Below are 17,579 nucleotides of genomic sequence, written 5' to 3'. Positions count from 1 at the left end.
CGGATAGTCCTCGCTCACTGGGCGATGCCCTCGATCAGCTTCTGTTCGCCGATCTCCGCGAGGATCGTCTCGCCCGCGATGACCTTCTGCCCCACGAGGACTTTCGAATCGGTTCCGGCGGGGAGATAGACGTCGACCCGGCTGCCGAAGCGGATCAGACCAACGCGCGCGCCCGCCGCCAGCGTGTCGCCCGGTTTGACGAACGGCACGATCCGCCGCGCGATCAGCCCCGCGATCTGCGTAAAGCCGATCGCCACGCCGTCCTGCCGCTCGATCAGGATATGCTGGCGCTCGTTCTCCTCGCTCGCCTTGTCGAGGTCTGCGTTGACGAACTTGCCGGGAATGTAGACCAGCCGCCGCACCGTGCCGCCGATCGGGGCGCGGTTGATGTGTACGTCGAACACGCTCATGAAAATCGAGATGCGGGTGACGGGCTGGTTGGGAAGCGCCGGCGCTCCACTACCGTCGTCCATCGTCAGCTCCGCCGGCGGCTCCATCTGCGCGATCAGCGAGACGAGCCCATCGGCGGGCGAGATGATCGCCCGTTCGTCCTGCGGGACCACGCGTTCGGGATCGCGGAAGAAGGCGAAGACACCAAGCGAGAGGAACGCCATCGGCCAGGCGATCGTCTCCCACGCCAGAAACGCCGCGATCAGGCTGATGCCCACCGCGATCAGTCCGAACTTGCGCCCTTCGGGATGAATAGCCGGCCATTGCCAGCCGACATCGCCACGTCCCTTGTTGTCGACCAATTCACCAGCCATCCCCGCCATCTAGAGGCTCGCGCCCATCCAAACAAGCGGCACGACGCCGCTAACTGCACGTTAGGACGATGCTTACCATCTCACGCTATCGCCGCCGCTCGATGAGCATGCGTGATGAAAGCACCCGCCGCTGGATCGGCGAGATTCCGGTTTACGGGGCGGCGCTGGCGCTGTTCGCGCTGTGCGCCGTGCTGCTGTCGAGCAAGGGCATAAGCCTGGATGCCGAACCCGCCCTGGCCAACGCGCGGCTCTATCTGGTCGCGATCATCGCCTGGCTTTCGGTCGACGCTACCCTGTACCTCGCGCGCCGCCGCCCGACCGCGCCAATCGCAGCGCTGCACCGGCGCTACGCGGGACCCACAGCCGCGCAGCGGTGGCTCGCCGGCACGCCCCTGCTCGCGCTCTGTGTGCTGCTGATGCCGTTCTTCTCGAAGATGAAGGCCGCAATTCCGCTGTTCAACGATTACGCGTGGGATGCTCGGTTCATCGCCTGGGATCGCGCGATCTTCTTCGGCCACGACGCTTGGCAGGTACTGCAGCCGCTGGTCGGCTATCCGCTGGTCACCGCCGCGCTCGCATTCCTCTACCACACTTGGCTTCTGCTCCTCTACCTCGGCTGCCTCTATTTCGCGTTCGCGGCAATCGATCCGGCGATCCGGCGCCGCTTCTTTCTTACCTATGTGCTGGCATGGTCGGTGATCGGCGGCGGTGTCGCGACCCTGCTCGCCTCGGTCGGACCCTGCTTCGTCGGGCCGCTGTTTGGCGATCCCGCGTTCGACGCGCAGATGGCCTACCTGCGCGCGGCCGATGCGCAGATACCCGTGATGACGCTGTCGGTGCAGGAGATGCTGCTCGGGTGGCATTTGGCCAACGCCGACGGGCTCGGCAGCGGGATTACCGCCATGCCTTCGATGCACGTGGCGATCGCATTCCTGTTCTGGCTCGCGACACGCCACGTGTCGGCCGTGGCCGGTCGCTGGCTCCTCGCCTTCTTCGTCGCGATCTGGATCGGCTCGGTCCACCTTGCCTACCACTATGCCGTCGACGGACTGGTCTCGGTCGTGCTCGTGGCGCTCCTGTGGCGCGCCTCGGCCCCCATCTTCGACTGGTGGGACGCCAGAACCGCGGCCTACGCCGGGCGGATTCAGCCGATCCTGCGAACGAAGACAGTTCCGGCCGAGTAACCAGCGCCGAAACTGCAGATCAACCCCCTGTCGCCGGGCGCGAGATCCTCGCTGTGAAGATGAAACGCGATGACCGAGCCGGCACTCGACGTGTTGCCGTAGGTGTCGAGTACCGTCGGGCTTTCGTCCTCGTTCGCCTCGTGTCCAAGCACCCGGTGCGCGATCAGGCGGTTCATCCCGGTGTTGGCCTGGTGTAGCCAGAGCCGGCGCAATCCTTGCGGATCGATCTCGAGCCGCTCGGCCTCGTCCAGGATCATCTGCGAGACCATCGGCACGACTTCCTTGAACACCTTTCGCCCCTGCTGGACGAAAAGCTTGTCTGGCCGGTCGGCGGTTTCCGGATGCGCGCGATTGAGGAATCCGAAGTTGTTGCGGATGTTGTTGGAGAACACCGTCTTGAGCCGTGTGCCGAGGATGTCCCAGTGCTGCGCCGGCGCCATGGCAGCGTCCTCCACCAGAACCGCCGTAGCGACGTCGCCGAAGATGAAGTGGCTGTCGCGGTCGCGCCAGTTGAGGTGACCGCTGGTAATCTCCGGGCTGATGACCAGAACCGAGCGGGCGTTACCCGCACGGATGTAGTCGGCCGCGGTCTGGATGCCGAACGTCGCCGAGGAGCAGGCGACATTCATGTCGAAGCCGAAGCCTTCGATGCCGAGCGCCTGCTGGATCTCGATCGCCATCGCCGGATAGGGGCGCTGCATGTTCGACGCGGCGCAGAGCACCGCATCGACGTCAGCGGCATCGCGCCCTGCCCGCGCGAGCGCCTCGCGGGCCGCTTTCACCCCGATCTCGGCAAGGATCGAGAGTTCCTCGTTCGTCCTCTCCTCCCACTGCGGCGCCATGATCTCGGGGTCGAGCACCGGCGCCTTCGCCATTACATGGCGCGCCTTGATCCCGCTGGCCTTCTCGATGAACTCGACTGAGCTCGGCTCCAGTGGCTCAACCTCGCCTGCCGCGATTGCGTCCGCATTTCGCGCATTGAACCGTTCGACGTAGGTGTTGAAGCTGGCGACCAGTTCCTCGTTGGAAATGCTCTCTTCCGGCGTGAACAGACCGGTCGCGGAAATCACGGGACGATGTGTAGGCTGCATTGCGCTCAATTAAAGCGGCCTGAGTGGGCCGGCAAGCGCCGACGCGGCGGCGGAGCCCATGGGATCGAGCAGCGGCATCTGCCGCACCTCTGGAACGTCACGTCCCGGCGAGCGATCTGCGCGGTCAGGCAGCCCGGTAAGTCCCACGACCCGTCGCTTTCGGAAGGCACCGGCAGCATGACGGGCCATTCTACGGGTCGGGGGCGTCAGAATGGAGTGACAAGATGCGAAAGCCAACCATGCTCATGGGTCTCTTGGGAGCGGCAGCCGGCTTGGCCGCCGTCTCCTCGGCGGCGGCACAGTCCAAAGGCGAGCCTCAACGTTCTTCCGAACCGCCCCCCGGGCTGATGAAGGCATTGGAGAAAGCCGCGCCGGGCATACTGCGGGCAATGAACGCGACGGAAGGCTCCAACAGCCGCCTGCAGGATTTACCCGTTAGCGTTTAGGCATAGGGCAAAGGGTATAAGTCGTGAACCTGACCCCGCTTCGGCGGGGTCTTTTTGTGCCAGCGGCGATGACTGGGAGGCGTGGTGGACAGGGCTGGATTCGAACCAGCGTACGCTTGCGCGGGCAGATTTACAGTCTGCTGCCTTTAACCACTCGGCCACCTGTCCACATGCCTGGCGTGCGGGAAATGGCGTCCCTCGAAAGGGGTGCCGTCTGCCGAGAGGCGCCCCTTTGGCGAAGCGGCGCTTGCCTGTCAATGGGGCCGCTGGCATGGGCCGGAGCGAGCGAAAGATCGAGTGAAGATAGGGAGTTTCGATTGGCCAAAGGTGATCGCAAGCGAGCGCTGCGCGGGCGCGCCGGGCGTATGCAGGGCGGGCGCGGCAGCGGACGCGCGAGCACCGGCCAGGTGCGCCTGTGGGGCCGGCATGCGGTCGAGGCAGCGCTCAAGAATCCCGCGCGCGTCCATCGCAAGCTGTGGGCGACGCGGGAGGGTATCGATTCTCTCGATGGCGAACTGCCGGCCGATTTCCCCGTCGAGTTCGCCGACAGCCCCGATCTTGCGCGGCTCGTCGCGCGCGATGCACCGCACCAGGGGCTGGTGCTGGAATGCGCGCCACTCGAAGACATGCATCTCGACGAGGTGCTTTCCGGAAACCCGGCCCGTCCGCTCGTAGTGCTCGATCAGGTGACCGATCCGCATAACGTCGGCGCGATCCTCCGCTCTGCCGCGGCATTCGACGCCTGTGCGATCGTGACCCAGGACCGCCATGCGCCGCCCGAATCGGGCGTCGTCGCCAAGTCCGCGTCGGGTGCTCTCGAGATCGTGCCCTGGGTCCGCGTGGTGAATCTGGCGCGCGCGCTGGAGAGTGCCGCGGAGGCGGGGTACTGGCGGATCGGCCTGGCCGGCGAGGCGGAGGTGAGTCTGGCCGGGGCACTGTCGGCAGCGCCCATCGCGCTCGTTCTCGGCGCCGAAGGCGAAGGCATGCGCGCCAATATCGCCGCGCATTGCGATGCGCTCGCGCGGCTGCCGATAAGCAGTGCGATGGAGAGCCTGAACGTTTCGAACGCGGCTGCAATCGCGCTATACGCGGTGGCTACACGCTAACGGGCGAATAGACGGGGGAAAGGATGACTATTGCGACCACGATCCGGCGCGCGGCGGCGGCCGGGTTCGCCTGCGCTGCGGCGCTGCTGCTGACCGGCTGTCTGCTTGCGCCAGGCACGTTCACCTCTCAGCTCGAGCTGCGGAAGGGCGGCACCTTCTCCTACAGCTACGACGGCGAGATCTACCTCCTCGCCCTGAGCAAACTCGCCGACCTCGGCAACGCGGCCGAGGACGCGGCAGACGAGTTCGTAGAGCAAGCCTGCTATGACGACGATACGTTCGAGGAGCGCGCGTGCACCGAGGACGAACTCGCCGAGCAGAAGAGCAATTGGGAGCAGCGGGCGGAAGAGCGCAAGCGCGAGCGGGAGAGAGAAGCCGAGATGACGCGCGCGATGCTCGGCGGCATCGATCCGGCCGATCCCGAAGCTGCGCAGGAATTCGCAGAACGGTTGCAGCGGCAGGCGGGTTGGGAGAGCGTCGAATACAAGGGAGACGGGCTGTTCCAGGTGAGCTTCCGCATCGCCGGCAACCTGGGCCATGATTTCGTCTTCCCGACGATCGAACGCCTGCCGACGTTCAACTTCTTCGTGCTCGCCGCAAAGCGCGACAACGGCACGGTGCGGATCGATGCGCCCGGTTTCGCGCCGCAGAGCAGTGGCAGCCCTTTCCGAGAGATGATGGCAGGAATGGCTGGCGCTGTCGCCAGTGACGGTTCGGCAGAGGAGGACACCTTGCCCGCCCCCGAGCTGAACGGGACGTTCCGTGTCGTGACCGATGGCGAAATCCTCGCCAACAATACGGATGAAGGCCCTTCCGAAACGCCCGAGGGCAGCGTGCTCGAGTGGAAGGTTACCGAGCGCACGCAGGTCGCCCCGACAGCGCTGATCAAGCTGACCGACTGAACCGGCTTCTGCGCAGTTGCCCGGATCGAGGCGACTCCGCCTCGATCCCGGCGAGAAGGTGTCAGCGCTTTCCGAACAGATTGCCCGCGAAGCCGGCAATGTCGTCGAACGGATTGCCGTCGTGATCCTGATCGAGGATCTGGGTGAAGCGCGCAAGCGAGCCCTCCCCGCCGATCTGCTCCACGATCTGCTGGAGGACGCCAGCGTCGAGGCCCGTCTTCTGCGCGGCAATGCCGACGGTGTCACCACCCTCGTGATGCGCTTGCCCCAGCGCGGCGATCGCCTGTTCGGCCTGAGCGGGGTCGATGCCGAGCTTTTCTGCCATGTTCTTCACTGTGGGATGGTTGTGCGCCGCGCCGAGCAGCTGATCGAAAAGGGCCATTGGTCGTCCTCCTGGTGATTGATCCGTCCGCGCTCGATTGTACGCACGCACGGCTGAAACGAAAGGCCCCCGCTCCGGTTTCCCGGGCGGGGGCTCTCCTCTCCAACTGGTGCGCGGTTTCCTCTCCGAAGAGAGGGGGTGGGTCAGGCCGCTACCGGCGCGTTCGGTGCGGCGTCGCGGACGCCTTGATCCACATGATCGGCGAAAGGCGAGAAGTTGTCGATAAAAAGCTGCACGAGCTTCTGCGCGGTCCGGTCGTATTCATCCTGGTCCGTCCAGGTCGAACGTGGGTCGAGAATTCCGCTGTCGACACCGGGCACGCTGACCGGCACTTCGAACCCGAAGTTCGGGTCCTTGCGGAACTCTGCATCGTTGAGGCTACCGTCGAGCGCGGCATTGAGCAGCGCGCGGGTCGCCTTGATCGGCATGCGGTGACCTGTGCCGTACTTGCCGCCGGTCCAGCCGGTGTTGACCAGCCAGCACTGCACCCCGCCCTCCGCGATCCGCTTCTTGAGCAGATTGCCGTACACGCTCGGATGGCGGGGCATGAACGGTGCCCCGAAGCAGGTGGAGAAAGTCGCTTCCGGCTCGGTCACGCCGATCTCGGTGCCGGCCACTTTCGCGGTGTAGCCCGAGAGGAAATGGTACATCGCCTGATCGGGGGTCAGGCGCGCGATCGGGGGCAGCACGCCGAAGGCGTCTGCCGTGAGCATGATCACGTTGCTCGGCGGGGGGCCCATGTTCTCTTCGCTGGTGTTCGGAATCGAGCTCAGCGGATAGGCGCCGCGGGTATTCTCCGCGAGACTGTTGTCGTCGAGGTCGATCTCGCCGTTCTCGTCCAGCACCACGTTTTCGAGCACGGTGCCTTCCATCCGCGTGGTCGCGTAAATTTCAGGCTCGGCCTCCGGGTTGAGACGGATCATCTTGGCGTAGCAGCCGCCTTCGAAGTTGAAGACCGCCGTGTCCGACCAGCCATGCTCGTCGTCACCGATCAGCGTGCGGCTCGCGTCGGCCGACAGCGTGGTCTTGCCGGTGCCCGACAGGCCGAAGAACACCGCGCTCTTGCCGTCGGGACCGATGTTGGCGCTGCAGTGCATCGGCATCACGCCCTGCGGCGGCAGGAGGTAGTTGAGAATGCCGAACACGCTCTTCTTCATCTCGCCGGCGTATTTCGTGCCGCCGATCAGGATCAGCTTCTCCGACAGGTTGACCGCGATCACCGTCTCGCTGCGCGTGCCGTGGCGTTCGGGGTCGGCGCGGAAGGTCGGCAGGTCGATGATCGTGTACTCGGGGACGAAGCCGCCAAGCTCGGCCACGGTCGGGCGAACCAGCAGCGTGCGGATGAACTGGTTGTGCCAGGCGAGTTCGTTCACGACGCGCACGTTGACGCGGTATTCGGGCTGCGAGCCGCCGAACAGGTCGGCGACGTAGAGCGTGTCTTTCTCCGCCACTGCGGCGAGGAAATCCGCCTTCAGGGCCGCAAAGTGCTCGGGCGTTATCGAGGCGTTGTTGTCCCACCACACGGTGTTCTCGGTCTCGGCGTCGCGGACGATGAACTTGTCCTTCGCGCTGCGGCCTGTGTGCTTGCCGGTCTCGACCACTAGCGGCCCGTGCTTGGCGCGCCGACCTTCGCCGTTCGCCAGCGCGTGCTCCGTCAGCTCGCTCGAAGACAGATTCGCGTGAATGGTGGCGCGAGTTTCGATACCCTGATTGGAAAGCGGGTGTGACAGGGGGGTGCTCACTTTAATCTCCTGATCGCACCGGAGGCTGCCCTGCAGGCGCCAACGGCGAGTCGTTCGCATACGAATGCACGGAATGTCCCCCGCGCATAATCGCGCGCTGCGGCTCCGTCAAACGCCGACCTGCCCGCGCGCGTTGTCTCGCCGCGCGGAAGCGTCTAACCGTCAGATCGTATCACGGCCCTGATGACGGAGGCGAAATGGCTGAGGCGGAGCGGTCTCGATCGGACGGCGAGAAGATCATCGCGCTGGTCGACGACGATCGCAACATCCTGACGACGGTTTCGATCGCGCTGCAGGCCGAGGGCTACGCCACACGGCTCTATTCGGATGGCGAGACTGCGCTCAAAGCCCTGCTCGAAAGCCCGCCGGATCTCGCGGTATTCGACATCAAGATGCCGCGGATGGACGGGATGGAGCTTCTCCACCGCCTGCGCCGCCACTCTACGCTGCCGGTGATCTTCCTGACCAGCAAGGACGATGAGCAGGACGAGGAGGCCGGCCTGGAGCTGGGCGCGGACGACTATATCGCCAAGCCTTTCAGCTTGCGCCTCCTGCTCGCACGTATCCGTGCCATCCTCCGCCGCACCGAAGTGCTCGGCGAAGGCATCGAACGCAACTCGGACGATGCGGAGGAGCCGGGCGAACCGCTTGTGCGCGGGCGCCTGACGATGGACCCGGCGCGGCATCATGTGACCTGGGACGGGAAGCCCGTTTCGCTGACCGTGACCGAGTTCCTCCTGCTCGAAGCACTCGCCGCACGGCCCGGCGTAATCAAGTCGCGCAATTCGCTGATGGATGCGGCCTACCCGGACGACGTGTTCGTCGACGACCGGACGGTTGACAGCCATATCAAGCGCATGCGGCGCAAGTTCCGCGCGACCGATCCGGAGTTCACGGCCATCGAGACGCTCTACGGGGCAGGTTATAGCTTCAGCGATGGCTGAGAGCGGATTCCGCGACAAGATCGACGCGCGGTTGGACCGGCTGAGCTGGTCGCGGCGGCTGTCCCTCACCACACGCATCCTCGCGGTCAATCTGCTGCCGCTCGCGCTGCTCGGCGGCGGCATCTTCTATCTCGATACCTACCGCAAGCAGCTCCTCTCCGAGCGCTACAAGCTTGCCCGGATCGAGGCGCAGATCACCGCCGAGGCGCTCGCCGGCGCATCGCGCAAGCGGCAGGAAGCGCTGCTGATCCAGATCGGCAAGGAACAGAAGATGCGGCTGCGCATGTTCGATGCCGAAGGGCGGCTGTGGGCCGACAGCTTCGCTCTCGACGAGCCTGCCTTCGAGTTCGACGACGTGGGAGACGATTCGTTCTCGATCGAATTCGCCCGTGTGCTCGACCGATGGGTGGACACGATCGTCGGCGCCGATCCGATCCCCGATTACATCGAGCCCGAGCAAACGATCGCTGACGCCTGGCCAGAGTTGGCGCGAGCGCGCGAGGAAGGCCTGTCGCAGATCCAGCTCCGCGACGCGCCCGACGGAACCCCGGTGATCAACGCCGCAGTGCCGGTAGGGCTCAATGGCGCGACGCTGCTGACCACGCGCAACGCCGTCGACATCACCGAGAAGGTGCGCGAGGCGCGCTCGACTCTGGGTATGGCGGTGTTCTTCGCGCTGCTCGGCTCCATCTTCCTGTCGCTCTATCTCGCTCGCACGATCGTTCGCCCGCTGCAGTCGCTCGCGCGCGCGGCAGTGCGGGTGCGGCTCGGGCGCGAGCGCGAGGTCGAGGTGCCGCGCCTGCCCGATCGCCGCGACGAGATCGGCGCCCTCGCCCGTGCCGTTTCCGACATGACCAATGCCCTGCGCCAGCGGATCGATGCGGTCGAGCACTTCGCGGCCGACGTCGCGCACGAGATCAAGAACCCGCTCGCCAGCCTGCGCAGCGCGATCGAATCGCTCGGCAAGGTCGAGGACGAGGATCTGCGCCGGCAGTTGACCGGTATCGCGGCCCACGACATCCGACGCATCGATCGGCTCGTGACCGAAATTTCCGACGCCAGCCGGGTCGATGCGGAGATCTCGCGCGCGATCTTCGAGCGGCTCGATCTCGGCAACCTGGCCGCCGCGATCATCGCGGCGCGGGAAGATCGCGCGGAGAACGACGAGCACCGGGTCGAGCTGAGCCGTTCGATGGGCGACGCGCAGGTGATGGGCGTCCCCCTGCGGCTCGAACGGGTGATCGAGAACCTGCTCGACAACGCGGTATCCTTCTCACCGCCGGGCGGCGTCATCGAGGTAACCGTGACCCGCAGCGATGACGACCGGGTTACGCTCTCCGTCTGCGACGAAGGGCCCGGCATACCCGAGGATTCGCGCGAGAAGGTGTTTCAGCGGTTCCACTCCGTCCGCCCGGATGCGGAAGCGTTCGGGGACCACAGCGGCCTAGGCCTCGCGATCGCCCGCACGATCGTCGAAGCACACGACGGCACGCTGGAAGCGCGCGGCCGGCCCGACGGACGCTCCGGCGCATGTCTCGTGCTCAGCCTGCCCGCAGCAGCCCGGTCGCGGCGTTGAGCACGGATCTGCTCCGGCAGGCGACCTGTGTCGCGATCGGCGGCCGCGGCGTGCTGATCGAGGGGCCGCCGGGCGCCGGCAAGAGCGGGTTGGCGCTCGAACTGATCGACCGGGGCGCCGTCCTCGTGGGCGACGACGGCGTCAGGCTGGAGCGGCGGGGAGAGACCCTTTGGGCGTTGCCTCCACCGAATATCCGCGGTCTGCTGGAGGCGCGCAACCTGGGGCTGCTGACCTTTCCGGCGACGGAAGCGCCAGTCGCCTTGAGGCTCGTGCTCGATCCGAATGCGCCGCGCTTCATCGATACCGCAGAGGTCGCAGAGATCGCGGGCGTGCCTATCCCGTTGCTTGCGTTCGACCCCCGCATTGCGCCGGCTGCCGTGCGCGCCGAACTGGCCCTGCGCGCCTACGGACTGGCTTCGGGGATGCCGCCGGGCTGACCCCTTTCTTTCGTCCACGCAACGGGCCACATCGTCTCCATGGCCGACGATTCGCCAGACGACCGCCAGCACATCCTGCTCGTCACCGGACTTTCCGGCGCGGGGAAGACGACCGCGCTGCGCGTTCTCGAAGATCTCGGATGGGAAGCGATCGACAACTTTCCGATCCGCCTGCTCGGGCGCCTGATCGGCGGCAGCGCTCACGATGGGCCGCGCCCGCCGCTCGCCATCGGCTTCGATTCGCGGACGCGCGGCTTCGTGCCGAACGAGATCATGGCCAAGGTGAAGGAACTCGCCGCCCGCCGCGACCTCGTCGTCACCACCCTTTTCCTGGACTGCAACAGCAGCGAGCTCGAACGCCGCTACAACGAGACGCGCCGCCGGCACCCGATGGCCGATGGCCGCCCGGTACGCATCGGCATACAGGCGGAACGCGAGTTGCTCGAGCCTCTGCGCCGCTGGGCAGATGCGGTGATCGACACTTCGGACTTCTCGAGCAACGATCTGCAGCAGGCGATCCGCGCGCATTTTGCGGGCAGCGCCCCGCGCGAAATGGCGGTGATCGTCTCCAGTTTCGGGTTCGCCCGCGGCACGCCGCCGCTTGCCGATCTCGTCTTCGACATGCGCTTCCTCGACAACCCGCATTGGGTGCCGGGCCTGCGCGAACAGACCGGACTGGACGCCGCCGTGGGCGAGCATATCGAGCGCGACGAAAGCTACGGCCCGGTTCTGGAGCAGATCCGCGAACTCGTGCTCAAGCTCCTCCCCCGCTACGCGGCGCAGGGAAAGAGCTACGTCAACATCGCCTTTGGCTGCACGGGCGGGCGGCACCGGTCGGTCTACACCGCCGAGAGGTTCGCACAGGCCTTGCGCGACGCGGGATTTTCGCCCACGATCATCCATCGCAATCTGGGATCGCGCGCGGCCGACGAGATCGAAGGCCCGCAATGAGACAACGCCCTTTGGCCATGATTCGCATGCCCCACCCCCGACAAGCCGGACAAAGTCCCTTCGCATGATCGGCGTCATCCTGGTCACCCACGGCCGCCTGGCCGAAGAGTTCGTTCGTGCGATGGAGCATGTCGTCGGCCCGCAGGAGGCGATCGCTACCATCTGCATCGGCCCCAACGACGACATGGAGCAGCGGCGCAAGGAAATCGCTCAGGCAATCAAGGATGTCGACGACGGCAGCGGGGTGGCGGTGCTGACCGACCTGTTCGGCGGCACGCCGTCGAACCTCGCGATCTCGCTGCTCGAGGCGGGAAAGGTCGAGGTCGTGGCCGGGATCAACCTGCCGATGCTGATCCGCCTCGCCGGCGTGCGCAAGTCGCACGGCGTGGCGGAGGCGGTGCGCGCAGCGCGCGATGCGGGGCGGACCTACATTACCGTCGCTTCCGAGCTACTCGGCCAGCACGCGAAAGCGTGCTGATGCCGCGGCGCGAAGTTAACATCGTCAATTCCCGTGGGCTTCATGCCCGGGCGAGCGCCAAGTTCGTCAATATCGTCAGCGACCTTCCCGCAGGGGTCGACGTGCGCGTGGCGAAGGACGGCTACGAGGCGGCGGGCGGTTCGATCCTGGGCCTGATGATGCTGGGCGCAGCCAAGGGCGACACAGTCGAGATCGTCGTCGAAGGCCCCGGCGCCGACAGCGTGCTCAACGAGCTCTACGTACTCGTGCGCGACGGTTTCGGCGAGGATTGATGGCGGCCATTCCCCGGCAGCGGATTACCGGATTTTCCAATCCGACCGTCAAGTTCCTGCGGTCCCTGCGCGACAAGAAGCACCGGCGGTGCGAGCGGCGGTTCCTTGCCGAAGGGCTGCGCCTGCTGACCGATGCGCGCGTATCCGGAATCCTGCCCGAGCTGCTGGTGATGGCGGAGGGGCGCGATCCGCATCAGCTGACCGATGCGCTCGAAAGCGCAGTGGCCGACGCCGGCGGCACGATCATCGAGACCTCGCCCGATATTCTCGCGAAGATCACCGGCAAGGCAAACCCTCAGGCGATCGCCGGCGTGTTTGCCGAGCTCGACACCTCACTCTCCTCACTCAATCGCACGACCGCACCGATCTGGCTGGTGGCGCAGGCGCTGCGCGATCCGGGCAATCTCGGCACGATGCTGCGCACCGGCGACGCCGTCGGTGCGGGCGGCCTGATCCTGATCGACGACTGCGCGGACCCGTTCAGTGTCGAAGCCGTACGCGCGAGCATGGGCGCGGTGTTCACCCAGCGGATTGCACAGGCGCGGTGGGAGGAGTTTCTGCCGTGGCTGCGCGGTGGGGACGGACAGCTCGTCGCCGCAAGCCTGCGCGATGCCGTGCCCTATCGCGGTGCGCCTTATACGCGGCCGTGCTTCATCCTGATCGGCAACGAATCGCGCGGCCTGCCGGAGGAGTACGAGGCAGCATGCGACTTGCGCGTGACGATGCCGATGCGCGGCCGGGCCGACAGCCTCAACGCCGCCGTCGCGGGCGCGGTGCTCGCTTACGAGGTCTTGGCCGCTCTCGATTGATATTCATTCACCGGCCACTCAGCCAGGCGGCCTTACGCCGAGGGCCGATGATGAGAATCGCCCTTGCCCTTTCCGTCGCCTTGCTCTGCGCGGGCTGCGTGGCCCGGCCGGCCGCACCCGAACGGCTCTCCGAAAGCGAGTGGGGTTTCGTCAAGATCGACGAGTACGAACCGGTCCGCCCCGATGGCGCCCGGCTCTCGTTCGGCGAGGAGAACATTTCTGCCAGCGTCGGCTGCAACACGATGGCCGGCAAGTGGCGGATCGAGGAAGGGCGGCTGATTGCGGGGCCGCTCGCCGGCACCAGGATGTTCTGTCAGGGCGACGTGTGGGAGCAGGAACAGGCGATCGCCGCGCTGCTGGTCGCGGCGCCCACGCTCGAGTGGCGCGACGACAACCGGCTGATCCTGCGATCGAGCGGCCATAGCGCCGAACTGGCGCGGCTCAGTCCCCCGCCACCAGGCTCGTGATGCTCCATTTGCCGTCGCGGCTCGACGCGAGCAGACGGTAATCGATGAGGCTACGAAGTTTGTCAGTCGCGATGTAGCCCCGCTGGCCCTTGGTGGTCGCAACATGCTGGAACGGCGCCTCGGGATGCAAGCCATCGATCAGCTCGACGACGTCCCAGGAGATCTCCTTCACCGTCTCGCCGTTAGCATCGGCGGCTACGCGCAGCGGCACGTTCTCGCCCATAACGATCATGCCGGCCATCGGATCGACGGCATCGATCTTCTGCGCGAAGTACCACGGCAACGTGATACCCGCCTGCCCCTCGGCTGCGCAGCCGAGGGTCAGCAGCACATCGAGTTCATCCCACAACGTCGGATTGTCTTCGCCCAGACGGGCCTGCAATTGCGCCGACCCTGCGCCTCCGCCGAAGTCGAGCTTCACGTCGGGCGCCGCGAGCGCGATTAGCGCCTCGGCGTCGCGCGCCTTCACCGCCTGCGCAAGCTGCTGGCGGAAGGCGTCGGCGCCCGGAAGCCCGGTGCATTCATCGCGCGGAGCATAGGGACCTTCGGCGAGCTTGGGCGGCATCTTGCCTGCCGCTTCCTCGACCAGCCCCTTGGCCGCGTCCTTCAGCTTCTCCGACGGCGCCTTGCCTTCTCCGCACGCGGCAAGCGCGAGCGAGAGCGTCAGGGCAAGGCAGATCGTCGGGCGCATCGGCAGGTCCTCTTCGGTTATTCGCTATCGCTACCCACTGGCAGCGCAGGCTCTTCCGTAGCGTTCGAATCTTCCGCGGTATAGCGCGGCGCACTTTCGACAAGCGGCACTTCGTCGATTTCGCGCTTGCCGATCTCGATCCCCTTGTCCTTCAGGCGGCGGCCCGAGGAAAGCACGTTACGCTCGAAGCTGCCGACGAACTTGTTGTAGTTGTTGACCGCGGTTTCAAGCCCGCCGCCAACGCGCTTCATGTGCTCGGCCGCGATGGCAAGGCGGTCGTAGAGTTCGGCACCCGCCTTGCCGATCTCGATCGCCTCGCGCGCGATCGTGTCCTGCCGCCAGACCTGCGCCACGGTACGCGCGATCGCCACGAGATTGGTCGGCGTCGCCAGCAGCACGCGCTTCTCGAAAGCAAAATCCCACAGCTCCGGATCGTGTTCGAGCGCGGCGGCGACGAAGTGCTCGCCGGGCACGAACATCACCACATAGTCGGGCGCCTCGTCGAACTGGCTCTGGTAGCTCTTAGCCCCAAGCGTCTGCACGTGTCCCCGCATCGATCGGGCATGGAGATCGAGGTGGCGCCGGCGCTCGTCGTCGTCGTCGGCCTCGAACGCGGCCTGGTAGGCGTTGAGCGAGACCTTGGCGTCGATCACCAGCTTCTTCTGCCCCGGCACCCTGACGATGGCGTCCGGCCGCAAGCGGCCTTCGTCCGTCTCCATCGAATGTTCGAGGATGAAGTCGGTATGCTGGCTGAGGCCGCATTGTTCGAGCACGTTCTGCAGCGCCCGCTCGCCCCAGCGGCCACGCGCCTTGGGCGCATTGGTAAGCGAGTTGCCGAGCCGCTGCGCCTCGCGCCGCACTTCCTCCTGCCCGCGCTGCATTTCGGTGATCTGCTGGTGAAGCCGCGCAAAGGCGTCGGTCCGCTTCTCTTCCAGCGTGGCGACCTGTTCCTCGTACTTCCTGAGCCGATCGCCCACTGGTTGGAGGAGCGCCTTGATCTTCTCCTCCGAGGCTTTCTCCGAATGACCGAGCCGTTCCGCCGCTCGCTCGAGAAACCGCTCCTGCGCGGCGCCCAAGACCTTGGCGCCGGTGTTCTCGAATTCCTTAAGCAGGTTTGCGCGCGATTCCTCGAGCAGCCGCTTCTGTTCCTCGAACGCGGCGCGCTCGGCCTTGAGGCCCGCCAGTTCCTCACGCGCGGCATCAAGCCTCGCGGCGAGGTCGTCGGCCCGCGCCGCACGTTCGCTCATCGCCGCCAGTTCAGGCGCCATGCGCGAGAGCTTCCCCGCAAGCTCCTTCGCGTCGGCGTCACGCTCGCCATAACGCGCTTTCCAGTCAGCCGCGGGGCGGGAGCCGAAGAACCAGCCCAGTCCGGCGCCGACGAGGAGTGCCAGCAGGGCGACGATCGTTGCAGTCATATCCATCACGGGAACATAGACGGAACGGCGCCTGTGGGAAAGGCCCGCGCGGAACTATCCCCCGCCTTCGTTCGCTAAGCCAGCGAAGGAGGTATCCCATGTCGATCAAGGAAATGATTTCGGAGCACCCGCAAGTGGGTGCGGATTTCAACGAGCCATTGGCCGAGGCGGTCAAGCACGCGATGTACTGCGCGGCGATCTGCAATTCCTGTGCCGACGCCTGCAGCGCCGAAGACGCCGACATGCGCCGCTGCATCCGCTTGTGCAGCGATTGCTCGGACATCTGCGAGGCGACTTATCGCGTGGCGACCCGGCGGACCTCGGGCGACGTCGCGGTGATCAAGTCGATCCTCCAGACTTGCATCGAGGTCTGCGAGGTCTGCGCAGCGGAATGCGAGAAGCACGATAATCCCCATTGCCGCCGCTGCGCGACGATGTGCCGCGAGTGCGCCGACGATTGCCGCAAGGCGCTCGAGGAAATGAATGCGCATGCCTGATTGGCGCGGCATGATCGTGGGCGGGGCCGCAGTTCTGGCAGCCTGCTCTCCGTCGCCGGAGGGTGAGGCTTCTCCCTCCCCCGGCACGCAAGCCGTTGCCGAACTGGTGGAGGAAACCGGCGAGAATGCCGGCGAAGGATCGGCTAGCGCACCGGGCACCACCCTGCCCCCATCCGACGCCACGTTCCGCTATGTCGGCCGCTGGGCGGAGAGCGCCGAGCAATGCCGCAGCGAAGCTTGGACACTGACACGCGACGGGCTAACCGCGCCCGACGACATTGCCTGCGACTTCACCAGGATCGAGAAGTCGACCGGCGGCTACACGATCGATGCGATGTGTGCGATCGACGGCGCGGAAGAAGACGACAACATCACCTTGCGCTTCGCCGAATCGGCCAAGGCCATGCTCGTCGAAGGTGCCGCGACCTTGCCGGAGACCGGCCTGATCTATTGCGGCGAGGGGAGCTAGACCAGCCGCGCGTGCTCGAGCGCCGCATCGACGGCTTTCTTCGCGTGCTCGGAGCATTCAACCAGTGGCAGGCGCACGCCGGGCAGGATCCAGTCGTGCACGCGGCTGAGCGCATACTTGACCGGCGCGGGACTCGCATCCTCGAACATCGCGTAGTGCAGTGGGTAGAGCAGATCGTTGAGCTCACGCGCGCGGACGAGGTCGTTTTCGGCGCAAGCCTGCTGGAACTCGGCGCAGAGCGCGGGGGCGACGTTGGCCGTCACCGAAATGCAGCCGACCGAACCCGCGGCGTTGGCGGGTAGCGCAAGCTCGTCGTCGCCCGATAGCTGGCAGAAGTCCTTGCCGATCCCCATCCGGTGATCGGTCACGCGGCTGAGATCACCGCTTGCATCCTTGATGCCGACGATGCGGTCCGGATAGCGCTGCGCGAGCTCGCACACCGTCTCCGGCTCGATATCGGTCACCGTGCGGCCCGGCACGTTGTAAAGCACGATCGGCAGGTCCGAATGCTCGGCGAGATAGCTGAAGTGCGCGATGATGCCGGCCTGTCCGGGCCGGTTGTAGTAAGGCGCGACGCAGAGGCCCGCCGCGGCGCCGGCCTTCCTCGAGAAGTTCATGTGCAACAGCGCGTTGCGCGTGTCGTTGCTGCCGCATCCGGCGATCACGGGCACCCGCCCGGCGGCCTGCTCGATGCAGATTTCGATCACCCGGTGATGCTCCGCGTTCGAAAGTGTCGACGCCTCACCGGTCGTGCCGCAGGGGACCAGCGCCTTGCTGCCGTTCTCGATCTGCCAGTCGACCAGGCGGCGGAAAGCCGCCTCGTCGAACGTTCCGTCGCGAAAAGGAGTCACCAGAGCCGGAATCGAGCCGGAAAACATTGCCACTATCCTTGTTCCTGCCCAAGGCGCGAGGCAGTATCCTGCGCGATGGAACTCTTCATTCAGCGCCTGATAAGG

20 protein-coding genes and 1 tRNA gene are annotated in these 17,579 nt (G+C 66.0%); 13 read left to right on the top strand and 8 right to left on the bottom strand.

Features of this window, described 5'->3' with window-relative positions:
* Positions 1-14: 14 nt before the first annotated feature.
* Positions 15-764, bottom strand: a complete 750-nt coding sequence (locus tag AC3A5N_RS11695; RefSeq protein WP_487737503.1) for a phosphatidylserine decarboxylase — start codon at positions 762-764, stop codon at positions 15-17.
* A gap of 107 nt (positions 765-871) precedes the next feature.
* Between AC3A5N_RS11695 and AC3A5N_RS11690 the strand changes: the two genes are divergently transcribed.
* On the top strand, positions 872-1,948 hold the full coding sequence (locus AC3A5N_RS11690) for a phosphatase PAP2 family protein (RefSeq protein WP_487737502.1): 1,077 nt from the start codon (positions 872-874) through the stop codon (positions 1,946-1,948).
* Here the strand turns inward: AC3A5N_RS11690 and AC3A5N_RS11685 are convergent.
* Both AC3A5N_RS11685 and AC3A5N_RS11680 read right to left on the bottom strand, forming a co-directional pair.
* A complete protein-coding gene (locus AC3A5N_RS11685; RefSeq protein WP_487737501.1) occupies positions 1,909-3,039 on the bottom strand; it encodes a beta-ketoacyl-ACP synthase III in 1,131 nt (376 codons plus the stop codon). The two genes, AC3A5N_RS11690 and AC3A5N_RS11685, sit on opposite strands and share 40 nt — an antisense overlap.
* Positions 3,040-3,567: 528 nt before the next feature.
* A tRNA-Tyr gene (locus AC3A5N_RS11680) sits at positions 3,568-3,653 on the bottom strand.
* A 149-nt stretch (positions 3,654-3,802) separates the two neighbouring features.
* Here AC3A5N_RS11680 and rlmB point away from each other — a divergent pair.
* Positions 3,803-4,591, top strand: a complete 789-nt coding sequence (rlmB, locus tag AC3A5N_RS11675; protein ID WP_487737500.1) for a 23S rRNA (guanosine(2251)-2'-O)-methyltransferase RlmB — start codon at positions 3,803-3,805, stop codon at positions 4,589-4,591.
* Positions 4,592-4,614: 23 nt separating this feature from the next.
* Positions 4,615-5,493 carry a hypothetical protein gene (locus AC3A5N_RS11670; RefSeq protein ID WP_487737499.1) on the top strand — a complete coding sequence of 293 codons (879 nt, stop codon included), beginning with the start codon at positions 4,615-4,617 and terminating at the stop codon, positions 5,491-5,493.
* 61 nt (positions 5,494-5,554) lie between these two features.
* Here AC3A5N_RS11670 and AC3A5N_RS11665 read toward each other — a convergent pair whose 3' ends face one another.
* Together AC3A5N_RS11665 and AC3A5N_RS11660 are read right to left on the bottom strand one after the other, a co-directional pair.
* Complete coding sequence (locus AC3A5N_RS11665) at positions 5,555-5,875, bottom strand: hypothetical protein (protein ID WP_487737498.1); 321 nt, start codon at positions 5,873-5,875, stop codon at positions 5,555-5,557.
* A 143-nt stretch (positions 5,876-6,018) separates the two neighbouring features.
* Positions 6,019-7,617 carry a phosphoenolpyruvate carboxykinase gene (locus AC3A5N_RS11660; protein WP_487737497.1) on the bottom strand — a complete coding sequence of 533 codons (1,599 nt, stop codon included), beginning with the start codon at positions 7,615-7,617 and terminating at the stop codon, positions 6,019-6,021.
* A 197-nt stretch (positions 7,618-7,814) separates the two neighbouring features.
* Between AC3A5N_RS11660 and AC3A5N_RS11655 the strand changes: the two genes are divergently transcribed.
* From AC3A5N_RS11655 to AC3A5N_RS11620, 8 genes are all read left to right on the top strand, one after another.
* Positions 7,815-8,561 carry a response regulator transcription factor gene (locus AC3A5N_RS11655; RefSeq protein ID WP_487737496.1) on the top strand — a complete coding sequence of 249 codons (747 nt, stop codon included), beginning with the start codon at positions 7,815-7,817 and terminating at the stop codon, positions 8,559-8,561.
* Positions 8,554-10,137, top strand: coding sequence for a sensor histidine kinase (locus AC3A5N_RS11650; protein ID WP_487737495.1), 1,584 nt, complete (start codon positions 8,554-8,556; stop codon positions 10,135-10,137). The genes AC3A5N_RS11655 and AC3A5N_RS11650 overlap by 8 nt, the downstream gene beginning before the upstream one ends.
* Positions 10,134-10,574 carry an HPr kinase/phosphorylase gene (locus tag AC3A5N_RS11645; protein WP_487737494.1) on the top strand — a complete coding sequence of 147 codons (441 nt, stop codon included), beginning with the start codon at positions 10,134-10,136 and terminating at the stop codon, positions 10,572-10,574. The genes AC3A5N_RS11650 and AC3A5N_RS11645 overlap by 4 nt, the downstream gene beginning before the upstream one ends.
* A 39-nt stretch (positions 10,575-10,613) precedes the next feature.
* Positions 10,614-11,525: an RNase adapter RapZ gene (rapZ, locus tag AC3A5N_RS11640; protein WP_487737493.1), complete on the top strand. Its 912-nt coding sequence runs from the start codon at positions 10,614-10,616 to the stop codon at positions 11,523-11,525.
* 64 nt (positions 11,526-11,589) lie between these two features.
* Positions 11,590-12,003 carry a PTS sugar transporter subunit IIA gene (locus AC3A5N_RS11635; protein WP_487737492.1) on the top strand — a complete coding sequence of 138 codons (414 nt, stop codon included), beginning with the start codon at positions 11,590-11,592 and terminating at the stop codon, positions 12,001-12,003.
* Positions 12,003-12,275, top strand: coding sequence for an HPr family phosphocarrier protein (locus tag AC3A5N_RS11630; RefSeq protein ID WP_487737491.1), 273 nt, complete (start codon positions 12,003-12,005; stop codon positions 12,273-12,275). The genes AC3A5N_RS11635 and AC3A5N_RS11630 overlap by 1 nt, the downstream gene beginning before the upstream one ends.
* Positions 12,275-13,084: a TrmH family RNA methyltransferase gene (locus tag AC3A5N_RS11625; RefSeq protein ID WP_487737490.1), complete on the top strand. Its 810-nt coding sequence runs from the start codon at positions 12,275-12,277 to the stop codon at positions 13,082-13,084. The genes AC3A5N_RS11630 and AC3A5N_RS11625 overlap by 1 nt, the downstream gene beginning before the upstream one ends.
* 98 nt (positions 13,085-13,182) lie before the next feature.
* Positions 13,183-13,551, top strand: a complete 369-nt coding sequence (locus AC3A5N_RS11620) for an META domain-containing protein (protein WP_487737489.1) — start codon at positions 13,183-13,185, stop codon at positions 13,549-13,551.
* Here AC3A5N_RS11620 and AC3A5N_RS11615 read toward each other — a convergent pair.
* Both AC3A5N_RS11615 and AC3A5N_RS11610 read right to left on the bottom strand, forming a co-directional pair.
* Positions 13,526-14,242, bottom strand: coding sequence for a hypothetical protein (locus tag AC3A5N_RS11615; RefSeq protein ID WP_487737488.1), 717 nt, complete (start codon positions 14,240-14,242; stop codon positions 13,526-13,528). The genes AC3A5N_RS11620 and AC3A5N_RS11615 overlap by 26 nt on opposite strands.
* 17 nt (positions 14,243-14,259) lie before the next feature.
* Positions 14,260-15,657 (bottom strand): DNA recombination protein RmuC, encoded by a 1,398-nt coding sequence (locus AC3A5N_RS11610; protein WP_487737696.1) that lies wholly within the window; start codon positions 15,655-15,657, stop codon positions 14,260-14,262.
* A gap of 98 nt (positions 15,658-15,755) precedes the next feature.
* On the opposite strand from AC3A5N_RS11610, the gene AC3A5N_RS11605 reads away from it, so the two are divergent.
* Positions 15,756-16,154 carry a four-helix bundle copper-binding protein gene (locus AC3A5N_RS11605; protein WP_487737487.1) on the top strand — a complete coding sequence of 133 codons (399 nt, stop codon included), beginning with the start codon at positions 15,756-15,758 and terminating at the stop codon, positions 16,152-16,154.
* Complete coding sequence (locus AC3A5N_RS11600) at positions 16,147-16,623, top strand: hypothetical protein (protein ID WP_487737486.1); 477 nt, start codon at positions 16,147-16,149, stop codon at positions 16,621-16,623. Before AC3A5N_RS11605 ends, AC3A5N_RS11600 begins: the two co-directional genes overlap by 8 nt.
* Here AC3A5N_RS11600 and dapA read toward each other — a convergent pair.
* Entirely contained in the window at positions 16,620-17,501 is an 882-nt protein-coding gene (dapA, locus tag AC3A5N_RS11595; protein WP_487737695.1) for a 4-hydroxy-tetrahydrodipicolinate synthase, read from the bottom strand. The two genes, AC3A5N_RS11600 and dapA, sit on opposite strands and share 4 nt — an antisense overlap.
* Between the last annotated feature and the right edge of the window lie 78 nt (positions 17,502-17,579).

This window comes from Pelagerythrobacter sp. Soil_C_18 (assembly GCF_057657235.1).
This window is presented reverse-complemented; position numbering and strand designations above follow the sequence as displayed.